Annotated in this window: 20 protein-coding genes and 1 tRNA gene; 8 read left to right on the top strand and 13 right to left on the bottom strand. The window is 61.0% G+C overall.

The window, feature by feature from the left end; translation table 11 throughout:
• Positions 1–5 precede the first annotated feature (5 nt).
• Positions 6–773, bottom strand: coding sequence for an SIMPL domain-containing protein (locus tag V8P86_RS03360; RefSeq protein WP_336325826.1), 768 nt, complete (start codon positions 771–773; stop codon positions 6–8).
• A gap of 134 nt (positions 774–907) precedes the next feature.
• Here V8P86_RS03360 and V8P86_RS03355 point away from each other — a divergent pair.
• Positions 908–982: transfer RNA gene (locus tag V8P86_RS03355), tRNA-Glu, on the top strand.
• Between the two features lie 181 nt (positions 983–1163).
• On the opposite strand, the gene V8P86_RS03350 is transcribed toward V8P86_RS03355, so the two are convergent.
• Positions 1164–2066: a DUF7351 domain-containing protein gene (locus tag V8P86_RS03350; RefSeq protein ID WP_336325825.1), complete on the bottom strand. Its 903-nt coding sequence runs from the start codon at positions 2064–2066 to the stop codon at positions 1164–1166.
• A gap of 124 nt (positions 2067–2190) precedes the next feature.
• Here V8P86_RS03350 and V8P86_RS03345 point away from each other — a divergent pair, with 124 nt between their 5' ends.
• A complete protein-coding gene (locus tag V8P86_RS03345) occupies positions 2191–3207 on the top strand; it encodes an NAD(P)H-dependent flavin oxidoreductase (protein WP_336325824.1) in 1017 nt (338 codons plus the stop codon).
• Between the two features lie 35 nt (positions 3208–3242).
• On the opposite strand, the gene V8P86_RS03340 is transcribed toward V8P86_RS03345, so the two are convergent.
• Positions 3243–3896 (bottom strand): potassium channel family protein, encoded by a 654-nt coding sequence (locus V8P86_RS03340; protein ID WP_336325823.1) that lies wholly within the window; start codon positions 3894–3896, stop codon positions 3243–3245.
• 4 nt (positions 3897–3900) lie between these two features.
• Positions 3901–5352 (bottom strand): APC family permease, encoded by a 1452-nt coding sequence (locus V8P86_RS03335; RefSeq protein ID WP_336325822.1) that lies wholly within the window; start codon positions 5350–5352, stop codon positions 3901–3903.
• A 193-nt stretch (positions 5353–5545) separates the two neighbouring features.
• On the opposite strand from V8P86_RS03335, the gene V8P86_RS03330 reads away from it, so the two are divergent.
• Positions 5546–6199 (top strand): potassium channel family protein, encoded by a 654-nt coding sequence (locus V8P86_RS03330; RefSeq protein WP_336325821.1) that lies wholly within the window; start codon positions 5546–5548, stop codon positions 6197–6199.
• A gap of 59 nt (positions 6200–6258) precedes the next feature.
• Here V8P86_RS03330 and V8P86_RS03325 read toward each other — a convergent pair whose 3' ends face one another.
• Positions 6259–6528 carry a hypothetical protein gene (locus V8P86_RS03325; RefSeq protein WP_336325820.1) on the bottom strand — a complete coding sequence of 90 codons (270 nt, stop codon included), beginning with the start codon at positions 6526–6528 and terminating at the stop codon, positions 6259–6261.
• A 317-nt stretch (positions 6529–6845) separates the two neighbouring features.
• Between V8P86_RS03325 and nirK the strand changes: the two genes are divergently transcribed.
• A complete protein-coding gene (gene nirK / locus V8P86_RS03320; RefSeq protein ID WP_336325819.1) occupies positions 6846–7916 on the top strand; it encodes a copper-containing nitrite reductase in 1071 nt (356 codons plus the stop codon).
• A 39-nt stretch (positions 7917–7955) separates the two neighbouring features.
• On the opposite strand, the gene pepF is transcribed toward nirK, so the two are convergent.
• From pepF to V8P86_RS03305, 3 genes are all read right to left on the bottom strand, one after another.
• On the bottom strand, positions 7956–9746 hold the full coding sequence (gene pepF, locus V8P86_RS03315; protein WP_336325818.1) for an oligoendopeptidase F: 1791 nt from the start codon (positions 9744–9746) through the stop codon (positions 7956–7958).
• Between the two features lie 25 nt (positions 9747–9771).
• Entirely contained in the window at positions 9772–10257 is a 486-nt protein-coding gene (locus tag V8P86_RS03310; RefSeq protein WP_336325817.1) for a DUF7984 family protein, read from the bottom strand.
• A gap of 127 nt (positions 10258–10384) precedes the next feature.
• Positions 10385–10918, bottom strand: a complete 534-nt coding sequence (locus tag V8P86_RS03305) for a DUF7979 domain-containing protein (RefSeq protein WP_336325816.1) — start codon at positions 10916–10918, stop codon at positions 10385–10387.
• Positions 10919–11274: 356 nt separating this feature from the next.
• On the opposite strand from V8P86_RS03305, the gene V8P86_RS03300 reads away from it, so the two are divergent.
• The 4 genes from V8P86_RS03300 to V8P86_RS03285 all read left to right on the top strand — a co-directional run bounded on the left by V8P86_RS03300 (position 11275) and on the right by V8P86_RS03285 (position 18052).
• Positions 11275–12384, top strand: coding sequence for an ATP-binding protein (locus V8P86_RS03300; protein ID WP_336325815.1), 1110 nt, complete (start codon positions 11275–11277; stop codon positions 12382–12384).
• 349 nt (positions 12385–12733) lie between these two features.
• Positions 12734–13477: a helix-turn-helix domain-containing protein gene (locus V8P86_RS03295; protein ID WP_336325814.1), complete on the top strand. Its 744-nt coding sequence runs from the start codon at positions 12734–12736 to the stop codon at positions 13475–13477.
• 54 nt (positions 13478–13531) lie between these two features.
• A complete protein-coding gene (locus V8P86_RS03290) occupies positions 13532–15910 on the top strand; it encodes a heavy metal translocating P-type ATPase (RefSeq protein ID WP_336325813.1) in 2379 nt (792 codons plus the stop codon).
• A gap of 222 nt (positions 15911–16132) precedes the next feature.
• Positions 16133–18052, top strand: coding sequence for a beta-CASP ribonuclease aCPSF1 (locus V8P86_RS03285; protein WP_336325812.1), 1920 nt, complete (start codon positions 16133–16135; stop codon positions 18050–18052).
• Between the two features lie 4 nt (positions 18053–18056).
• On the opposite strand, the gene V8P86_RS03280 is transcribed toward V8P86_RS03285, so the two are convergent.
• The 5 genes from V8P86_RS03280 to V8P86_RS03260 form a co-directional block, all read right to left on the bottom strand.
• On the bottom strand, positions 18057–19166 hold the full coding sequence (locus tag V8P86_RS03280) for a PAS domain-containing protein (RefSeq protein ID WP_336325811.1): 1110 nt from the start codon (positions 19164–19166) through the stop codon (positions 18057–18059).
• A 282-nt stretch (positions 19167–19448) separates the two neighbouring features.
• A complete protein-coding gene (locus V8P86_RS03275; protein ID WP_336325810.1) occupies positions 19449–19664 on the bottom strand; it encodes a hypothetical protein in 216 nt (71 codons plus the stop codon).
• Positions 19665–19702: 38 nt separating this feature from the next.
• Positions 19703–19906 (bottom strand): hypothetical protein, encoded by a 204-nt coding sequence (locus V8P86_RS03270; protein ID WP_336325809.1) that lies wholly within the window; start codon positions 19904–19906, stop codon positions 19703–19705.
• A gap of 49 nt (positions 19907–19955) precedes the next feature.
• On the bottom strand, positions 19956–21536 hold the full coding sequence (locus V8P86_RS03265; protein ID WP_336325808.1) for an ABC transporter ATP-binding protein: 1581 nt from the start codon (positions 21534–21536) through the stop codon (positions 19956–19958).
• Entirely contained in the window at positions 21529–22710 is a 1182-nt protein-coding gene (locus V8P86_RS03260) for an ABC transporter ATP-binding protein (protein ID WP_336325807.1), read from the bottom strand. The genes V8P86_RS03265 and V8P86_RS03260 overlap by 8 nt, the downstream gene beginning before the upstream one ends.

Here is a 22710-nt window from a genome sequence, read left to right as displayed (position 1 = left end):
CCGATTCAGTCTCGCAGGGCTTCGTAAGTCACGTCTACTTCGTAGGTGACTGACACTGTCCCGGCTGCAATCTCGGTCGGCGGTCCGCCGTCGTCGCCGTCGGCCTGCGCCGACTCGAAGGGAGCCGGCACGAACCTCCGCTGTGAGGCGTCAACCGAGACCGGAGCGACGACTTCGAGCCCACTCGCGTCCGCGATTGCCTCGGACTGGTCGCTCGCGTCTTGGAGCGCATTGTCGATGGCCGTGCTGCGGAGTTCCTCGCGACGGTCTGCTGATAGCGTGAGCGTCACGGATCCGATTTCTGCTCCCGCCGAGGCGGCTGTATCGGCCACTTCGCCGGCGAGTGTAGGATCGTCGGCCGTTATTTCGTAGGCGTGCGTGCCTTCGTACTCGGCCGGTGGCTGTTGAGTCCGTCGCTGGTGTCGTTCGCTGATATCGTACTGGGCCGTCTCGTACTCGACGCCGAGTTCGTCGAGCGCACTCGTGAGAGAGTTGCTTCCCGTGGCGAGTTCGTCTCGCACCTCACCCACAGAGTCGGCCTCAGCCGTGATTGCGACACGGGCTACGGCTTGGTCTGGCTCCGCTTTGGCTTCCCCGACCGCCGAGACGTGGATTCGTCGGTCGGGTGCGTCCGAGTCGTTCACTGTCTCACTGTCCCCGTCCTGAGCCGCTGCGGTCGCGGTTCCGTCACTAACGGCGGCCAACGCTCCAACGCCGGCGACTGACACTGCGATCGCGAGGACTGCGACGACGAGTGTGTGCTGTGCTCTCATACAATGGCTTCCACGACCGCTGTCCGATTATACGATGGGTGGACTCAAAGAGCCATCTTAGTCATGCTAACGGCTGTCGTTTCCGACTAGAAAGACAGGGTTTATTATCCACTGCCCCGGACAGGAAAGTGTACGCTCGGTTGGTGTAGTCCGGCCAATCATTTTGGCCTTTCGAGCCGAAGACCAGGGTTCAAATCCCTGACCGAGCATCCTTTTGCGGAACGAAGTGACGAAGAAAGAACACCGGAATGAGATTTGAACTACGCAAGACGAGCGTAGCGAATCTCGCCATCGAGTTCACATCCCTGACCGAAACCTCAACGAACGGGTTCTGCGGAACGAAGTGGGACGTACCAGACAGGTGGCCTGTCCCTACATTTCCGGCGACGACTACGAACTGACCTCTCGGTGAGCGTCGAGGACTGTCAGATCCTCGTCGACTGTCAGAACGCAGGTGTCGTTATCCTGGGTCACGCGGAGCGTCACTTCCCACGGGTCAGTGTCTTCTACCGTGATTGCGCGGTCGGTCATCGCAAATTCGAGTTCCCACTGGTGAACCGTCGTGATATCGACGCCGTGGTCCTCGAAAAAGGCGATCAACGATGAGTTGTACAGCAGTGACAGTCCGACTGTCAGATAGTGTCGGTTTCCGCAGTGATCGCAGCGATACTCGACGAACAGATCGAGATTCGACGCGCCGTCCGTCCAGACCTCGTCGCCTGGCAAGAACGTCGTGTCGAGTTCGTTCACACAAAACGGACAGACTCTGTTGGAGAGGGCGAGAATTTCCTGACGAAGATACTGATCGATGAGCGTGAGTGCACTCTCTGGCTCTGCAGGATCGATCGCACTCGGTGGAAGTCTCGCTCTTCCGTAGGGGGACTCACAACCCGGACATTCCATTTCTAACACCCCGGTTTCGTACCGTGCCTGTACCACTGTCCCGCAGAAGTGACACTCGAAGCCCGTATCGAACGGGTCGAGGTGCAACTCCTGAGTGAACGACCCGGTGCGGATCAACCGATAGAGGATCACTCCTTCCGGCCGGAGCGTATAGCCGTCCTCGCCCTCCGAGACGAACTGGCCGAGCAGTTGCTGGAGGTGATAGTTGAACTGGCCGCTATCGATCTGTTCGTCGAGTTCGGCGCGCAGTTCCGAGAATGACCGTTCCGTATGTGGCTGCTGACCGAGGATGCGAAGGATCTCAGCACGCGTTTCGTTACCGATTGTCGCAAATGTTTCTTTCAGTTCTGCCGTCGAGTGAGCGCGCTGCTCGTCCCCATCGTACTCCATTGATCGACCATTCAGCCACCGACCACATTACAATTTGGGCGTCAAATCGGTTTTCGACGGCCGCGGGGGAGATCCACGATTCTAACACACACAAATTTAGTACTCGACTCGAGAATGATCGAGAATGAACACTCACCTCTGCCAGACGCTCGGTATCGAACAGCCGGTCGTTCAGGCTCCGATCGGAAGCGCGACCTGTCCCGAACTCGCCGCGGCCGTCTCCGAGGCCGGCGGTCTCGGTCACCTCTCGATCACATGGCGATCACCGGATGCCGTCGCTGAGGTCGTCTCCGAGACACGCGACCGGACAGCCAATCCCTTCGCGGTCAATCTCGTCGTCGATGCCGACGCCCAGGCCTACGACCCCGACGAACTCCTGACCGCCGCGCTCGATGCGGGTGCCCCCGTCGTCTCCTTCTCGTTCGGCGAACCCGACGACTGGATCGAACGGGCGCACGACGCGGGCGCGCAGGTTATCATCACCGTCGGCAGCGCAGCAGAGGCGGCGTCGGCGGCCGACGCCGGTGCCGACGTGATCTGTACACAGGGCTCCGAGTCCGGGGGACACCTCCAGAGCGATGTCACGACGGCGGCACTGGTCCCGGCAGTCGCGGACGAAGTCGACGTTCCGATTGTCGCCGCGGGCGGCATCAGTGACGGCCGGGGGCTGGCCGCGGCGCTGGCGCTCGGTGCCGACGGCGTCTGGCTCGGGACGCGCTTTCTGGCGACGCCGGAGGCGAACATCGCGGCCGTCTACCGCGAGCGAGTGCTGGAGGCGGCCGCGACCGATACCGTCCGGACGGAACTGTTCGACGTCGGCTGGCCCGACCAGCCCCACTGCGTGCTTCGGAACGACACGGTCAACGCCTGGGAAACCGCTGGCCGCCCGGAGTCGGGTGACCGACCCGGCGAAGGCGAGACAGTCGGTGCCTATCCCTGGGGGACGGAGATCCAGCGATACGGAGACGATCTGCCCGTCGACGGCGCGACGGGTGATCTCGAAGCGATGGCGCTGTACGCCGGGCAGTCTGTCGGGACCATCTCGGATCTCCAGCCCGCCGGCGAGGTAGTCACGACAGTGGTCGAGGAGGCTGAGACGACAATCGACCACCTCGGGAGGCTGGCGACCGACTCGGTCTAATCCATTCGAGTTCGGGTGGGACGTTCTCGAACCCACTAGCCGCGCATCAGGTTCATCACTTCGCTGGCGACATCCGGTTCGAATGCGACAACGTAGCGACTCCCAGCAGTCAACGTCGTGTCCGGGCGGGCGATCTGGTGGCCGTCGGCGTCGGAGACGATCAGCGACCCTGCCGGAAACCGGACTTCCGAGAGTTGTTTTCCGGCCGCCGGGGCCCCTTCCGCAACGCGGACGACCATGATATCGAGATCACCCGTCACGTCCGCCAGCGTCTGGACATCGCTGCCGAGAATCTCGTTTGCCGCCACGCGGGCACCCGCTCGTTCGGGGAAGAGTACGGCGTCGACGAACCGTGTGTACGCTTCACCAGTCGAGCGGTCGATGCGCGCGACAGTCCTGATACCCGGAGAGAGTTCCGCTGCGGCCAGACAGACCGCGAGGTTCAGCCCGGTTTCACCCGTCAGCGCCGCGATTGCGTCGGCCCGCTCGATGCCGGCCTGTTCGATGATGTCGGGGTTGGTTGCATCACCCTGAATGACAGTCGCCATCCACTCGTCGGCGAGTTCGGAGACGATTCGCTCGTCGCGTTCGATGATCGTCACGTTGTGGCCGCGATCCCCGAGGATCTCGGCTGTCTGAAAGCCGACACGCCCACCGCCAGCGATGATAATGTCGAATGTACTAGCCATATTCTCAGTCTTCGGTGTCCGGTTTGAGGTTCGTTTCGGTCGATGAGAGGCTGGGCTTCTGTGCCACGTTCGTCCGGTTGAGGACGATGTAGGCGACTCCGCCGAGCAGGATCCACGCCACGCTGAGTCCGAGCGCGAGTGGGTCCGTCCGAATCAGATACTCCACGAGCACGCCGGTGAGCAGCAGATTGAGTCCGATCCCGATGATCGGCGGTGCCGGGTAGAACGGCATCTCGTACGGACGGTTCATATTCGGACGTTCACGCCGGAGTCTGATGACGGCGACGTTGACAATGACGAAAGAGAGCAGGAAGAACAGACTCGACATGTTGCCCGCGCTCTGTGTCGGGAGCGCCACCGACCCGAGCATCACGACTGCGCTAGCGAGAATCGCGAAAAACGGCGTCCCGTATCGGTGGTGTAGTTGGCCGAAGGAGGGCAGTAACTGTCCTTCACGCCCCATCGAAAACGCCACGCGCGAAGAGGCGATTACGACTGCATTCAGCGCCGTCAGCGTCGAGAACACCGCGCCGAACACGATGAGCGCACCGCCGTTCTGGATAATCGGCAGGCCGGTCGGCATGAACGAGGTTGCCGCCGTGGCGATTCCTGCCTCGCCAGCATCGGCCAGCCCATTCGCCCCGAGGGTTCCGACCGCGACGGTGACGACTGCCAGATAGACGATGACGGTCGCGATGAGGCTAATGAAAATCGCTTTCGGGATGTTCTCGCGTGGATTTTTGACCTCCTCGGTGACCGTCGTGATGAGGTCGTATCCCTCGAAGGCGATAAATGTCAGCCCCATCGCTGGAAGAATCGCCGTCGCGCCGGCTCCGTCTTTGAACAGTGGCTGGAACTCTGCGCTGGAGAACATCGGCGAGGCGAGGCCAAAGACGACGAACACCAGCAGTATTCCGACCTTGATGATCGTGAAAATCGTCTCGGCGCTCCCGCTGGCGGCAGTCGAGACGGCGTTGAGTGCGACCAGCGCGAGCACCGCGACGAACGCCAGCAGGAAACTCGGCGGAACGGACACGCCGACGGCCGGAATCACGATTGCGCCGACCTGACCTGGTGCCGGGACCAGCCCGTAGACGTGCAGTAATTCGAGGAAGTTCGGTGCAAAGCCCAGCGCGTATAGCGCCCCCGCAATCATGTACGCGAACCAGAGCATCCAGCCCATGAGAAACGAGGAGAGGTCGTCGAAAATCTCCCGGACGAAGGCGTATCCACCGCCGCTTTTCGGAATCGACGCGGCGAGTTCCGCGTAGGAGAGCCCTGTGAACGCGGTGACGACGCCGTTCAGCGTGAAGACGAGAATCGCCGCCGGTCCGGCGATTTCGGCGGCTAATCCGGTCAACACGAAGATTCCCGCCCCGATCATCGCGCCCATCCCGATCATCGTCGCGTCGAGCAATCCGAGTTCGGCGTTCGGGGATCGAGTTTCGCTACTCATTCGTTCTGACCGTCTTTCGCTGGTCGTCCATGTGGGTTTGGTTTTGCGGAAGTTGCGGTTTTACTACCCCGTCGAATCTCTCTGGCATAGGAACCGTGCTGATGTTTAATACAGCTCCACGAACAATATGTCAACACTCGGGAACTGTCTCCGGAGACACAGCGACTACAGATCGCTCGAATATTCACTTACCATGACACAGAAGAAGCGATACGTGATCGCTGGCGGGGGACGCGTCGGCTTACAGACAGCCGAGAATCTCGCGGAGCAGAGCCACGACGTGGCGATCATCGAAGCCGATGAGACGCGGGTCGAAGAACTATCCGACGCCTATCTTGGGCCTGTCTTCCACGGCGACGCGACCAGTCCGTCAGTCCTGAAGCAGGCCGACTTACCGAATGCCGACGCTATCGCGGCGCTGACCGACGAGACGGGAACGAATCTGACAATCTGCATGGAGGCCCAGCAACTCGCTCCGTCGATCCGAACGCTCGCCCGCGCGGAGACCCAGTCCGACCACGAGTACGACGAGGTGGTCGACGCCACCCTCCTGCCGCAGTATCTCGGCGGCGACCACGCGGCAGATATGCTCACTGGCACGGATATCCGCACGCTCGTCTACCCCACCGCTGATCTCGACATCATCGAGGTCGCTGTCGCCGAATCGGCACCCGTTGCGGATCGACGACTCGACGAAATCGCTCTTCCAGAGGGGGCGCTTTTGCTCTCGACCGCAGACCGGGAAGAACTCGCCGGGCCCGATACCGTACTGGAACCCGACGAACGCTACATCGTCGCTGTCGAGTCTCAGGTTGTCGACGAAGTGCTGAACCTCATGCGTGGGTAACTGACGCTCGGCCAGTCGCCCCCGTTCTGGGTGTGTCGCTGTCCGGCTTTTGCCGGGGTTTACTCGTCGAGCGCGTCTGCGATCGTTTCGAGTTCTGCCTTCCGAAACGGTCGGTCAGTATCAGTGGGTTCGTCGTCATCACCAATCTCGGACAGAATGGCGGCTCGCATTTCCGGCTTCGGTGGCAGCGGATCGAGGTCGATCTCACTACCGACAGCGTCACAGAGTGCCGCGAGGTCCTCTTTCGTGAACGTGGCCGAAATCTCGCGCTCGAAGCGACCCGAGGCAACCCTGAGTTCGTTTCTGAGATCGTCGACGGTTTTTGCCATGTGCTCTCGTGTGGGGCGGGGCCTGTGTTAGTTCTGGTTCTGAGTTATGATTCTTCAGTCGGCGTGTTCCTGAGCGCACCTCGCAGACTGACTGGAATTCGCACGGGAAAAGACCCGACAGTTGCTCATCTCTCGACCGATATCGAGGTCGGTGGCTGATATAACGCCCCCGAGTATTGAGGTCCCGTTTTGGGCGGCTCAGAATGACTCTTGGGGCCGTTAGAACGCGTTCCCCGGTATATGTGCCTCGGTAAAATACTCTGTAAATGTAAGGTCCAATGCCATCAGAACAACCAGACACCAACCGTCGACCATTGATGAAAGCAGCAGGCGCAGCCAGTGCTGTCGCACTCGCGGGCTGTCTCACCTCGTCAGACAGCGATGACGACGAACCAGAACAACAGCCCCAGACTCAGGCCGACCAGAACGAAGAAGAAGGACTACCGGAGGCGAAGGAGGTCGATACCGACCGGATCGCGGCGGATCCGACGGATCTTCCGGACCCAGTCGACTGGTCCGAGCCGCGTCACCACGAGGTGGAGATGAAGACGACGGAGGAGACTGCCGAAATCGAACCGGGCGTCACGTTCGATTACATGACTTTCGACGGCCGCATTCCGGGTCCGATGGTTCGGGTCCGCCAGGGTGACACGGTCAATGTTACGCTGACCAACGACGAGTCCAACTCGATGCCGCACAACATCGACTTCCACGCCGTCTACGGTCCCGGTGGCGGCGCTGGCGCTTCGACGGTCAACCCCGGCGAAACCGCCTCATTCGAGTTCAAGGCGATGTACCCCGGTGTCCACGTCTACCACTGTGCGGTGCCGAACCTGGACCACCACATCAGCGCCGGGATGTTCGGTGCCATCCTCGTCGAACCCAAAGAGGGGCTGCCCGAGGTTGATCGGGAGTTGTACTTCGGCCAGCACGAACTGTACACCGACGCCGAGGCGGGCGAGAAAGGCCACCACAACTTCGACTTCGGCGCGATGAAATCCGAGGATCCGACTTACGTCTGTCTCAACGGCGAAGCCTACGCCATCACCGGCGACGGTTACGGACCCGTCGATGTGGAGAAGGGTGAGCGGGTCCGCATCTTCCACGCCAACGGCGGGCCGAACCTCATCAGTTCCTGGCACGGAATCGGCAACGTCTGGGAAACGTTCTACCGCGACGGCGCAATCGCTTCCGATCCGGACCACTACGTCGAGACTGCGCCCGTGGTTCCGGGGAGTGTCGCCATCGCAGAGATCGACACGCCGGTGCCCGGCCCGATCAAACTGGTCGACCACGCGCTCAGTCGAGTCGCCCGCAAAGGCATGCTCGGCATCATCAACGTCGAGGGCGAGGCCGAACCAGAGATCTTCGACCCCGAACCCGCCTGATTTCGGGGCGGGCGATCCCGCTTTGCGCTTCTGCGTTTTTTACTGCAACTGCTCGTACTCGTCGAGATACTCGCCGTAGACGTCGATAGCCTGCTGGATCGGTTCGGAGGAGGTCATGTCGACGCCGGCCTCGCCGAGGAGTTCGAGCGGGTAGCCGTGTGAGCCGCTCTGGAGGAACTCCCGGTAGCGCTGGGCTGCCGGCTCGCCCTCGTCTCTGATGGCTTCCACCAGCGAGACGGCGGCACAGATTCCCGTCGAGTACTGATAGACGTAGAAGGCCCGGTAGAAGTGCGGAATGCGCATCCACTCGCGAGCGATCCGGTCGTCGATGACCCCCGGCTCGTAGTAATCGCCCTTGAGTTCCCGGTAGAGGTCGTCCAGTCGGTCGGCGGTGAGCGGTTCGCCCTCTGCCGAAAGCTCGTGAGCACGCTGCTCGAACTCCGCGAACATCGTCTGGCGGAACAGCGTCGAGCGGAACCGTTCGAGATACTGATTGAGGATGTGCCGGCGGAGTCGTTCATCCTCGACGGTATCGAGTAGATGGTGGGTCAGCAGCGTCTCGTTGACCGTCGAGGCGATTTCGGCGATGAAGATGGTGTAATCCGCGTAGACGTACGGCTGGGTCTCGCTGGCGAGTTCGGAGTGCATCGAGTGGCCGAGTTCGTGCGCCAGCGTGTACATCGAGGACACGTCATCCTGGTAGTTCATCAGGATGTACGGCTGTGAGTCGTAGGTCCCGCCGCTGTAGGCCCCTGATTGCTTGCCGGCGGTCTCGTACACGTCGACCCACCGGGAGTCCAGCCCCTCCGCAAGTCGGGACTGGTACTCCTCGCCGAGCGGTGCCATCGCGTCGGTGACGTACTCACAGGCTTGCTCGTATGGGATCTCGGGACTCTCGCCGTCGACCAGCGGGATGTACAGATCCCACATCTGGAGTTCGTCGCCGCCGGCGGCCTCCCGTTTCAGGTTGGCGTGGCGGTGCAGTTCACCGAGGTTGTCCCGAACTGTGTCGACGAGGGTGTCGTACACCTCGACGGAGATGTTCGGGCCGTTGAGTGCGGCCTCGCGAGCAGTTTCGTAGTTGCGCGCTTCGGCCAGTTTCTCGTTTTTCTTGACACTGTTGCGGTAGGCCGTTCCGACGGCGTTGCGGACGTCCTCCCACTCGTCGTAGAACTGCTCGTAGACCTCTTGGCGGAACTCCCGGTTCGGGTGTTCCTGCAACGTCGTGAAGTTATTGAGGGTGATCTCGACGGCCTCGCCGTCGGGCTTTTCGACGACGGGGAACTCCATATCAGCGTTGGCGAGCATGTTGTACACCTCGCCGGAGGCGCCGGTGATCTCACCCAGTTCCGCCAGCAGATTTTCGACCTCCGCCGAGCGAGTGTGTGGCTTCGTCCGCAGAATATCGTCGAGGAAGTGCTCGTATTCTTCGAGTTCGGACTCCTTGTCGATCATCGCCTCGATTTCCTCTCGATCCAGCGCCTGAATCTCCGGTTCGATGAAACTGGTCGCGCTGTCGGCCTCGGCGTACAGCGACTGAGCGCGGGTCGCCATCGCCTGGCGCTCGCCGTCTCGCGTGTCCTCGTCCTTGCGCATCCGGGCGTAGGCCATGACGTTTGCCACCGTTCGCATCACGTCCTCGTAATTCTCGAACAGCGAGAGCAGCGTCTCGGCGTCCTCGGCGGCCTGTCCTTCGAAGGCACGAAGCTCGTCGAGACGGGATTCGACCGCCTCGTAGGCTTCCTGCCACTGCTCGTCGGTCTCGAATAGCGACTGGAGGTCCCATTTGTACTGCTCGTCGATATCCCCGCGTTCGGGTACTGAACTCATACCCCTCCGTAGGGAGCATGCTCCCCTAAATCTGTCCCGAGACGGTGAACGGGCTCTCGCCTTCGGTCCAGTCCCAGCCGGGTAGTCGTGTCTGAAAGCCCGCGGCCAGCGCCGCATCGAGATCGTCGGCGCCGGCACTCTCGCCCTCGTGGACGTGCACGTCCGCGTAGTGGAAGGTCGCTTCTCCGAGCAGTCGGAGGGGCTGGGTGCCGGCGATCATCCCCGCCAACTCCCGGCCGAGTAGTTCGTCGACGACGAAGCCGGGGTAATCCTCATCGACGTGGAGCTCCCGTAAGAGGCGGACCAGTGCGGCGACATTGACCGCCAGATCGCCGTCGACGAACACGTCTTCGACTGCCTCGCGGTACTGCTCCCGAGAGATGTGATCGACTTCCGTCTCGAATAATTCCCCGAGGTCGTCGCGCACGTCGTTGACCAGCGGGACGATGCGTTCCTCGCGGGACTGGACCCACTCGTACTCCTCGACGACGACGGCCGGTGTGATGTGCATATCGGAGTTCTGGTGTGGCGTAACAATTAGTCTTCGCGGCGAGTGGAAGGGCCTTGCTCCGCTCACAGCCGGAGTCCTGAATTATCCAGGTGGTCAAAATGTGAACCGCTTGCCCACGTAATCAAATCTATCTGCGAGTCTGGGCTGGTAGCTGTCTCTCGATGAGGAGAAACCCGTGAAGCAGCGCCGAGAGAGAGCCGATCATAAACATCACTAAAAACATCAGCGTCGCTAACAAGCTTCTCGGACTGAGTTGCTCAACAAACAGCCGATAGGATTGCCCGTTCTTTTGGATACAATTGTCTCCTCCTGTGTCAGTCCCGAGTGTAAACCCGGGATTGCGATTCGTGGTATGGGGGTCTGTATTATCTGCCGCAACTGCTGCATCAAACACCTCCTGCTCTCGTGGTGAGAGGTCGTCATAATCCTGAACGTAGTCGTTATTCGCGCAATCGTCTGCAGTGGTAACTCTGTATTCGTATTCTGAACTAGGTGCAGTAACCAATCCAAAAGCGCCTATTGCACCAATTATGACGAGCACTGCAAGAACCGTAGCGTCTGATCTCGATGTGGGAGTAACTGAGTTTCCGATTAGACCACTGAGGCCAACGGCGAGACAGCCAACAATCAAAAAGAAAAGGACTGACGATGGAGAGATCATATGACTCATCGCTCTCACCAATGACATATGTTTTGTGTAGATTCATAATAACGAACATCTCAGTCTGTCTCGCTATTGGTTGTCCACGTTTTCGGTATCTGTAGAACCGACGCGCTGTTATCGGCTGGGCTGGAGTCGATTAGTACAGGGGGCATACGTACCGCGACGAGTGATAACCGAGAGGGGTCTGTCAAAAGTCCAGTGTAACCGATAGAGGATGGATGCGGCACAGGAAGTGTGCTATTTCGACTAAATAACGTCCCAATTGAGTTTTAAAATACATCTATGAAGTGTCCACTGAAATTTCTCCGATTAATTTCCTGCATATTATGTGCAATGAGCATTAAAGACTTTAGATGGTTGACACCGCGAATTTTGAATCTACCAGCAAACTCTCTCAATATTTATCGCGCCTCCCTGGTTTGTTTTTTCTTGTCGGTGGGCTAATTTGCCTAACCGGCATCTCACAGGCCATTTTGCACCTTTTTGGTGACGGATCAGTAGTCACCGCTCTCTTTCAGTTCATTTTCGTAGGCATCCCGGGTGCAACCCTCATGTTTGCCGGTTATTGGCTCCCACGTTCCGGCATTTCTCCGCAGTACTATCTGCGGGTGATCACATGGATTGTCGGAGGGACTGGCGTCATGTTCGGCTTCATACTCTTACGTGACCTCCATCCAGGTGTTACCGTCGAATGGTCTGTCGGTACACAATCAATCGCACTAATGATCGGCTCTATCGGTGGATTATTAATCGGAGTCGAAGAGTCCAGAGTAACAATTCGGACGAAAGAACTTGAGGAGCGTACCCGTAAACTGAAAGATCGTGAGCAGCATCTTGAAAATCAAAAAGAGCGGTTAGAGGAATTTGCAAATGTTGTCTCCCACGATTTGCGAAACCCACTGAACGTCGCCAACGCACGGCTGGAACTAGCCCAAGATGACTGCGACAGCAAACACCTTTCACACGTTGAGAGTGCGAATGAGCGTATGGAAGCATTAATTACTGATCTCTTGACTTTAGCTCAACAAGGCCAAACCCCGTCTGAACAGACCATGATTGAACTCTCAGATTTGGTTGACACCTGTTGGACGACTGTTCAAACGGAAAGTGCGGCTATCAATGTAGTGACTCACTCAACCATTCGTGCTGAAGAGAGTCGCCTCAGACAGCTATTCGAGAATCTGTTTCGAAATAGTGTAGAGCATGGTAGTTCTGACGTGAGGATAACTGTCGGTGACCTCAACGATGGATTTTATGTTGAGGACGATGGACCCGGCATCCCGTCTGACGAGCGAGATGCTGTGTTTGAGTCTGGACACTCGACCTCAGCGCAGGGAACTGGCTTTGGATTAAGTATTGTTAAACAGATTGTCGATTCGCACGAGTGGGAAATTCAAGTTGTCGAAGGTTCTACTGGTGGAGCACGGTTTGAAGTTACAAATGTTGAGTTTGTAGCCGAATAGGTTCTTTGCAGTTTGTAAGCAGTGTCTGGCACGATGTAGATAGATTAGCACTCTGCGCCGGTAGGTAAGTCTCAAATGATGACTGATTTAATCTAATCTGGCGAGCGGACTGTCAAGATACGGGCCCTGCATCTTGTATACCTCTTCTAACATCACTGAATGATGTGAGTAATGTCACCACCCAGTCCGCACGTCTACTTACCAGCGTATTCAGCCAGTTCTACGATGAAACAATCACCTTGTGAATCGTTCGCTGACCTCCTCTACGTAGTCAACCACAGGAACTCAACCAAACCACGCTCCGAAACCAGCCACGCAGTATAATTGCTACCATCCCCAAAAACCACACATGCGCGAACTCGTCTTCGCTCTGGAATACGAGCCCGGCTACAACCGCGTGGCCGACACGCTCGCCGAGCATCCCGACGCCCGGATTCGCTCGCTGTCGCTGCACGCGACCGCCGATCACCTCTGGCGGGTCGATCACGTCAGCGGCTCTGCCGCGGCGCTCGACGACATCAGAGACGCTTTTCTCGACGCCGACTACTACGCCGACTGCCTGGCGACCGACCACTGCGGCGCGACACAGACGACTCGCGTCCTCGACCGCACCGACGACACGCTCGTCCTCTACTCGACGTGGGAGCGCACGCCGACCTGTGCCTCGGTCCCGCATATCGCCCGCGATCACCTCGGCGACGGCGTCCTCTTTGAGACGCGCAACGAGGGCCGACACTACACCTGGCGGCTCATCCACCCCGACGACGGCGACGTGACCGGCTTTTTCGACACCCTCGACGGGGCCGTCGGCGACTGCGCCCAGATGGAGATGCTCCGAACCGGCGAAACTGCCGCCGGGACGGGCGGCGACGAGCCAGAGGGGGAACTCTCCCCAGAACAGGAGGCAGCACTCCGGGCCGCCGTCGAACACGGCTACTACGAGTCGCCCCGAGAAATCGACGTTGGTGATCTCGCCGACCACCTCGACATCCCGCGGTCGACGCTCACCTACCGACTCCGACGGGCCGAAGAACAACTCGCCAAACGCCACGTCACCGGGACGCAACTGGCCGAAAACGCCCCCTCGCTCTGAATCTTGGAATATTCCAACAAAGGGTTATCGAACTAACTCTCTTACGGGCAGGTAATGACAGAGAACGCTGACGGCGTGGGAGACGGTTCCCGAGTGGAACTCACCGCTCGGCTCACAGTCCCGGAGATGGACTGTCCGTCCTGTGCCCAGAAAGTCGACAAGAGTCTCCAGCGCGTCGACGGTATCGTCGAGATGGATCTCCAGCCGACCACCGGGACGGCGACGGTCACCTACGACGCCGATCGGGCCAGCGAGGGTGACATCGTCGAACGGATCGAAGCCGCCGGCTACGAGGTCGTCGGCGGAGATGACTCCGACTCGGATGGGGACGAGGTCGAGATGGCGCCGCCGTCGGAAATCTGGACGACCCCCCGCGCGAAGAAGACGTGGCTCGGCGCAGTGCTGGTCACGCTCGGCCTCGTCTTCGAGTTTCTCCTGACGGGCCAGAACGTCGATATTGCCGCCGTCCTCGACGTTCCGCTGGCGATCAGCGACGTGCTGTTCCTTGGTGCTGTCGCGGCCAGCGGGATTCCCGTCATCCGCAGCGGTTACTACTCGGCGAAGAATCTGAGTCTGGATATCGACCTGCTGATGGGGACGGCCATCATCGCCGCGACGGGAATTGGCTACTTTGTCGAGGCAGCGACGCTCGCGGTCCTCTTTAGCATCGCCGAACTGCTGGAGGACTACGCCATGGATCGGGCCCGAGATTCCCTGCGGGAGTTGATGGAACTCTCGCCGGACGAGGCGACAGTCAAGCGGGACGGCGAGGAGGTCACCGTTCCCGCCGAGGACGTGGCGGTCGGTGAAACCGTCGTGATCCGCCCGGGTGAGAAGATTCCTCTCGATGGGGCGGTCACCGACGGCGAGAGCGCGGTCGACGAGTCGCCGATCACCGGTGAGAGCGTCCCTGTCGATAAAACGCCCGGCGAGGAGGTCTACGCTGGGTCGATCAACGAGGAGGGGTATCTCGAAGTCGAGGTCACCTCGACGGCCGGCGATTCGACGCTCTCGCGGATTATCGAGATGGTCCAGGGCGCGCAGGCGAACAAGACCAAAACCGAGCAGTTCGTCGACCGTTTCGCGGGCTACTACACACCGCTGGTCGTTGCGCTGGCGATTCTGACGGCCGCGGTGCCGCCGCTGCTCATCACCGATCCGATCACCGTCGACGTGGCCGGCTACGGGCTGTTCTTCGGCGACGGCTGGCGGACGTGGTTCATCCGCGGCCTGACGCTTTTGGTGATCGCTTGTCCCTGTGCCTTCGTCATCTCGACGCCCGTCTCGGTCGTCTCCGGTATCACCAGCGCTGCGAAAAACGGTGTTCTGATCAAGGGCGGTGACCACCTGGAGACGATGGGTGAAGTCGACGCCGTCGCAGTCGACAAGACGGGTACGCTCACGAAAGGCGAACTGGCAGTAACCGATGTCGTCCCGTTCGGCGAGACTGACGAGTCGACGCTGCTGTGGTACGCCGCCGCCGTCGAACAGCGAAGCGAACATCCAATCGCCGACGCAATCGTCACGCGAAGCGAGGAGACTGGCGTGGCGGAGTTGCCCGAACCGACCGACTTCGAGAGTCTCACCGGGCGAGGAATCCGCGCCGACATTGACGTCTCCGGCGAAGCCGGAGGCTCGTCGGACTCGTCCGACGGTGGCGAGACCTACTACGCCGGCAAACCGGCCCTGTTCGGTGATCTCGGCTTCGACCTCTCCCGACCGGCAGCGACCGATGGCGGCGTCTCTGCGGCCGCGGCCACGGAGTCGACTGGCCCGGCCGTCGGCGAGACCATCGCGGCGCTGGAACAGGAGGGCAAGACGGTCGTGCTCGTTGGGACTGACTCGGAACTGCTGGGGGCGGTCGCCATCGCCGACGAGGTGCGACCGGCCGCCAAGCGCGCTGTCGAACGCCTCCACGAACTCGGCGTTGAACACGTCGTGATGCTCACCGGCGACAACGAGGGTACCGCTCGCGCTATCGCCGAGGAGGTCGGCGTCGACGAGTACCGCGCCGAACTCCTGCCCGAAGGCAAAGTCGAGGCTATCGAAGGGTTGCAGGCCGAATACGGGACGGTCGCGATGGTCGGTGACGGGATCAACGACGCCCCTGCGCTGGCGACGGCCGATGTTAGCGTCGCGATGGGTGCCGCCGGTACCGACACCGCACTGGAGACTGCCGATATCGCGCTGATGGGCGACGACATCGGGAAACTCCCGTACCTGTACTCCCTCTCGCACACGGCCAACGGCGTCATTCGACAGAGCATCTGGGCGAGTCTCGGCGTGAAGTTCCTGCTCGCGCTCGGTGTCCCGCTGGGGCTGGTGAGCGTCGCCGTCGCCGTTGTCGTCGGTGACATGGGGATGAGCCTCGGCGTGACGGGCAACGCGATGCGGCTCTCACGGGTCCAGCCCGACAGCGATTTCGAGTCCTGACCGAGTGCGCGTCTGCCGCCGTGAACCGCTCAGTTCCCGAAACTGATCCTTTGCGAAGGTTTTTATATGCAGCGCCGTCAAATCTCAGTCACCAAGCGGTTTTCCGGGCGCGTGTCCGGATACACCTTGCAATTCGACAATGTCTGGTTCAATTATCGACAGCGAACAGTCCACACGGGTGCGGACAGCGCACGCGTGTGCCCTGCGAAACGGTTCTGACCTATGAGCACAGTAGAGCAACAACTCGAAGAGATAGAAGCGACGATCGAACAGGAAGTGCCATCCGACGTGCAGATCACGGAAGTCCGATACGAGGGCCCCGAACTGGTCGTCTACACGCGGGACCCGAAACGGTTCGCCCGTGACGGCGATCTCGTCCGGCAACTGGCATCGAAACTCCGGAAACGGATCACGGTCCGTCCGGATCCGGCGGTGCTCTCGAAGCCCGACGACGCCCGCGATCAGGTACTCGATGTCATTCCCGACGAGGCCGGCGTGACGGATCTGGATTTCCACGTCGACACCGGCGAAGTCGTCATCGAGGCCGAAAAGCCGGGGATGGTGATCGGCCGCCACGGTGAAACGCTGCGAGAGATTACGCAGGAAACCGGCTGGACGCCCGAAGTCGTTCGGACGCCGCCGATCGAATCCTCTACGGTCAAAAACGTCCGGAATTTCCTGAAACAGGAACGGGACGACCGTCGCGATATCCTCGAACGGATCGGCCGACAGATCCACCGCGAGGAGATGTCCGACGACCAGTGGGTTCGTATCACGACGCTGGGTTGTTGCCGAGAAGTCGGTCGCGCCGCGTTCATTCTCTCGACACCGGAGACTCGCGTCCTCATCGACTGCGGTGACAAACCCGGCGCTGAAGACGAGGTCCCCTATCTGCAGGTCCCCGAAGCGCTGGGCTCCGGTGCGAGTTCCCTCGATGCAGTCGTGCTGACCCACGCTCACCTCGATCACTCTGCGCTCATTCCTCTCCTGTTCAAGTATGGCTACGACGGCCCCATCTACACCACCGAACCGACACGGGACCTGATGGGCCTGCTCACGCTGGATTATCTCGACGTGGCCGCCAAGGAAGGGCGCGCCCCGCCGTACGAATCGGAGATGGTCCGGGAAGCGATCAAACACACCATCCCGCTCGAATACGGCGACGTGACGGATATCTCGCCGGATATCAAACTCACGCTGCACAATGCCGGCCACATTCTCGGCTCCGCAGTGTCGCACTTCCACATCGGGGATGGCCTGTACAACGTCGCCTTCTCCGGAGACATTCACTACGACGACACGCGGCTGTTCAACGGCGCAGTCAACGACTTCCCCCGCGTCGAGACGCTCGTCATGGAGTCGACCTACGGCGGCCGAAACGACTACCAGACCGACCAGCAGGACTCCGAGCGGAAACTCAAAGAGACGATCAGAAACACCCTCAACGGGGACGGAAAGGTCCTCATCCCGGCCTTCGCCGTCGGCCGCTCACAGGAGATCATGCTCGTCCTCGAAGAGGCGATGCGGGAAGGCGAGATTCCCGAGGTGCCGGTCCACCTCGACGGGATGATCTGGGAGGCAACGGCGATTCACACCACCTATCCCGAGTATCTCCGCGACGATCTGCGCGAGCGCATCTTCCACGACGACGCCAATCCCTTCCTCTCCGATCAGTTCAACCATATCGACGGCGGCGAGGAGGAACGGCAGGATGTCGCCGACGAAGGCCCGTCGATCATCATCTCCACCTCGGGAATGCTCGAAGGCGGCCCGATCATGTCCTGGCTCGAACACCTCGGCACCGACCCCGACTCGACGCTGACCTTCGTCGGTTATCAGGCCCAGGGGACCCTCGGCCGACGCATCCAGAACGGCTGGGACGAGATTCCAATCGACAATGGCGGTCGCGGTCGAGAGACGCTCACGCTGAAAATGGACACCGAAGTGGTCGACGGCTTCTCCGGCCACGCCGACCGGCAGGGACTGGAGAACTTCGTCCGCACGATGAACCCCCGTCCCGAGAAGGTGCTCTGTGTTCACGGCGACGAATCCTCGACACAGGAGTTCTCCTCGGCGCTGTATCACGAGTTCAACATGCGCACCTTCGCGCCGAAAAATCTCGAAACGTTCCGCTTCGTCTGAGTTCTTAGTCGTCGCCGCTCGTCGGGAACCGAACGACGAACGCCGCGCCGCCGAGACCGACGCTTTTGTCCTCTGTCTCCCCCGCGAGTTCGACCGTTCCGCCGTAACTTTCGACCAGTCTGCTCACGATGTACAGCCCCATGCCCGTCCCGCGACTCTCCGGATCCGTCCAGCCGCGATCGAAGAGCTGATGGCGTGCGGACTCGGGCACGCCCGGTCCGTTATCGGAAACGATGACCGTCACCTCGCCGTCGCGTTCCGTGACGGACACTCGCACGGTTGGGTCGGCCGCGTCGGTGTGCGTGAGTGCGTTGGTGAAGAGGTTCCGAAAGACCGAGCCCAGTAGCTCGTTCGCTTGCACGCGAACCGCGGGAATCGTCCCGGCGACTGTCATCGTCGCTTCGGGGACGGTTTCCCGCGCGTTTTCGAGTTCGGTCTGTAGGATCGGGCGGATCTCGACGGGGTGATGGGAGTCGTCCATCTTGAGCATCACGTCCGCCACGTCGCGGGCGACGTTCGTGAGTCCGATCGCCTGATTGATGCTCTCGATGGCTGCGGTCACCTGTTCGTCGTCGCCGTCGCCGGCTTCCAGCAGTTCCATCGACGCCAGCGCGACCTGCAGGTCGTTGCGGATATCGTGCCGAACCATCTCGTTCAGCACGCTGAGATCGTCTTTCTGCTGTTCGAGTTGGCGTTCGTACTCCTTTCGCGTGCTGATGTCTTGCTGGAAGCCGACGTAGTGGGTCACCTCGCCGTTCTCACTGTGCAGCGGCGCGAGCGTTACCTCATTCCAGAACTGCTCGCCGTCTTTCCGATAGTTACGTAGTTCGACCCGGACGGAATCGTCCGCTTCGATCGCCGCCCGCATCCGTGCGACCGACTCCTCGGTAGTCTCCGGGCCCTGCAGAAACCGACAGTTCCGGCCGAGAATCTCCGACTCCGGATAGCCCGTGATCTCCTCGAATCCCTCGTTCGCGTAGATCAGCGGCTCGTCGTCGGCCTGCATATCGGCAATCGCGATCCCCAGCGGTGCCTCCTCGATCGACTGGAGTTTGAGTTCGATCGTCGATATCTGCTCGATCATCTCGGAAATCTCGTCGTCCGTTCCTGACATTCCGTGGCTCTATCGAACAGAGGATAGCCCTCGGTTTGGGTGTTTGGGCTCGCTCGTTTCGCCGTCGCAATTCACCCTCGAAACGGAATCGTACTCACCGCGCCTCTGATTCGGTACGTCTCTTGTTGTTCCATACGATGGCTCGGAGCTGTCGAGAGCGGCACTCGTCAAAACGGTACAGTTCGACGAAGCAATGTTCATCTCCCTATGCCGTCCCGAGCAATCCCCGAGTTCGAGCAGGCAGTTCCGACAGACAAACTGCTCTGATTCTGTCCGCCGTCGTTAGCTGGAATCGCTGCTTGACTCGCTGTTGCCAAGCAACGAGAGACTGCCAAAGTAGACGAACGCGAAGACGAACGCGAACATCACGGCTTCCAGCGGCTGGATCAACTGTCCCCGGACGAGCGAGACGGCTCCCCAGAGGACGACGGCGATGACGACGATTCCAGCGGCCGTGACGAGCAAGCCCGGATCCGGAAGCATCTCGTCTAGTTCCACACGCTTGTGTGTGTTCCGGAGTACCAAAGCTTTCCCGCTCACTCGGTGTAAAACTCCCAGGCGTCGTATCCCAGCGCGACGAGCAACAGCAGGGCCGCGGCGGCGCTGAGATACGGGGAGTTGACGGCGACGTTCGCCACGACGAGTCCGAGCGCGAGCAAGAAAGTCCAGTGGTCGAGTTTCCGGAGGTGGCTGCCGAAGGACTCGTCGTCGGTCGACTCGCCAGCAGTACCCGACACCATATCTCTCAGTGGGACCGATTCCGGCAAGGGTGTTCCGGTTCGGGGCAACTCAGTCGTCAGTCGCCACGCCGGAGGTGTCGCTGCCGCTCTCGACGGGCTCGTCGTCGGACAGCAGGTGACAGGCTCCGCAATGATCTCCGCCCACGAGCGGCGGCGCAGTCGTCTCGCAGACGCTCTCGTAACGCTGCGCGAGGATCTCTTCGGCCCGTTCCCACTCCTCACCGGCGACCGCTTCGAGTGCGTCGTCGACGGTCGACTCGTGGGCGGCGGGCAGGTCGGTCTGAATCGTTCGTTCTTTGAGCGTCTCCACGACGCCGTCTGTCTCGGCGTCCCCGTCGATGCTCTCGATGTCGAACCGCCGGCTTTCGATCTGCTGGCGGAGATCCATGATCTCGCGGTAGCTCTCCTGCTCGATATCCATCCCGTCGGGTGGAATGACCTTCGGACACCGCGTTCTGAACCGACAGCCACTCGGCGGCTCCCGTGGTGAGGGAACGTCCCCCGACAGCGCCTCGATCTCCCGATCCTGTTCCTCCGTCGAGGCCCGCGGGACGCTCTCGAGTAGCGCCTGCGTGTAGGGGTGTTTCGGGCTCTCGAAGATCGCTTCGGCCGGTCCGATCTCGACGATCTCACCGAGATACATCACCGCGACCCGGTCGCTAATGTGCCGGATGACCGAGAGATCGTGTGAGATCAACAGGAAGGTGAGATCGAACTCCGCTTGCAGGTCGCCGAGGAGGTTGAGAATCTGGGCCTGGACGGAGACATCGAGCGCGCTCGTCGGCTCGTCGAGCACCAGGAAGTCGGGGTTGAGTGCGAGCGCGCGGGCGATGCCGATCCGCTGGCGCTGGCCGCCGGAGAACTCGTGTGGGAATCGATCCACCTGGTCGGCGGACAGCCCCACGCGGTCGAGCAGATCAGCCGCCCGCGCTTGCCGCAGTTCCGCATCCGAACGCCCGACAGACACCGCTACGTCGAGTTCGTCGTCCGCCTCGCTCGCCTCGACGGAGAGGCCGTCTGCGACGCGCACCCGGAACGCTCCGGCCGTGTCGACGCCTGGGTCCGACGCCGCTGTGGGCTCGTCGCGCTCTGCTGCGATGTGGACTGTCACCTCCGCGACCCCCTGCCGTGGCTCGACGACTTTGTCGATATCGTCGCCGACGGTCACGGTCACGCGATCGGCCGAGATGCCACTTGCCTCGACGCTGGCTGCTGTCGTCACGTCGGGGTCGCTCTCCGGCCAGTTCTGAATCCGGAGCGGCTCGCGAATCGACTCGCCGATGGGCATCCGCGGATCGAGACTGGAGAAGGGGTCCTGGAAGATGAACTGGGCGTTCCGGCGGAACTCCTTGAGATCGCCGCCTGAAAGCTCGAAGACCTCTGTGCCGTCGAAGGTAACGCTACCGTCGGTCGCTTCCTGCAATCGGAGCAGCGTCTCGCCGCAGGTCGACTTTCCACAGCCGGACTCGCCGACGAGCCCGAGCGTCTCGCCCTCGTAGATGTCGAAGGAGACGCCGTCGACAGCCTTGACGGCGACTGGCTCGTTTCTGAGCAGGCGGTCGACGATAGTGTCCTGCTCGTAGAAGTACTTCTGTAGATTGTCGACCTCGACAAGCGGCTGTTCAGTCATCGTCCACCTCCGTGAAGTGATCCTCGGGCAGTGCAGTCGCCGGATCGTACTCGTGGTCGGCCAGATAACAGCGCACCTCGTGGTCGTCGCTCCCGTCGCCGGGGAACTCCGGCGGTTTGTCGAGACACTCCTCCATGGCCTTCGGACAGCGGTCGGCGAAGTAACACCGGTCGGCCATCCCACTATCGAGCAGGCTCGGGACGTTGCCCCCGATGGGCTGGAGTCGGCCGCCAGCACGCTCCAGGTCCGGCACCGAGCCGAGCAGCCCCTGTGTGTACGGATGGATCGGGTTGTCGAAGATGTCTTCGAGTGTCCCTCGCTCGACGATTTCGCCGGCGTACATCACACCGACGCGATCACACATCCGGGCGATCACGCCGAGATTGTGGGTGATCAGCAGAATCGTCATATCGATGTCCTCCTGCAACTCGGCGAGCAGGTCCAGGATCTGGGCCTGAATGGTCACGTCCAGCGCCGTCGTCGGCTCGTCGGCGACCAACAGATCCGGTTCGCCAGCCAGCGCCTGTGCGATCATCGCTCGCTGTAACATGCCGCCGGAGTACTCGTGGGGGTACTCCTCGGCCCGCTTGGCCGGGTCGGGAATGCCGACCTCTTCGAGCAGTTCGACCGCCCGCTCTCTGCTCTCTTTTTTGATGAACTTCCGCGAGCCCAGTACCGTGGAGGCGACCAGCGACCCAAGGGAGTACTCTGCCGTCCGGGCCGCGGTCGACCGCGGGCGGGCGCTCGCCCGCCGCTGGACCTCGACCGCCTCGGCGATCTGTTCGCCGACGGTCAAACTCGGGTTGAAACTGCTCTCGGGGTCCTGGAAGATCATGCTGAACGAACTCCCGCGGAGGCCGCGTCTGACTTCCTCGGGTACCGTGCGCAGATCGACGAACTCGCCGTCGACGGCCTCGGGGTGGTCGTCCTCGACGGCGGCCGCGAGGTCGGGACTGCGGTACTCGATGGTGCCGCTGGTGATCTCCCCCGGTGATTCGATGAGATCCATCAGCGAGCGGGCGGTGACGCTCTTGCCGCTGCCGCTCTCGCCGACGATGCCGAAGATCTCCCCGCGCTCGATATCGAGGTCCAGATTCGAGACGGCATTGATCTGCCCTTCCTCGGTAAAGAATCGCGTCGAGAGATTCCCGACACGGAGGAGTTGTTCGCTCAT

The sequence above is a fragment of the Halovenus anhuiensis genome (assembly GCF_037080055.1).
Classification (GTDB): domain Archaea; phylum Halobacteriota; class Halobacteria; order Halobacteriales; family Haloarculaceae; genus Halovenus.
The sequence above is the reverse complement of the archived record's forward strand: the minus strand, read 5'-3'. Positions and strand labels throughout refer to the sequence as shown.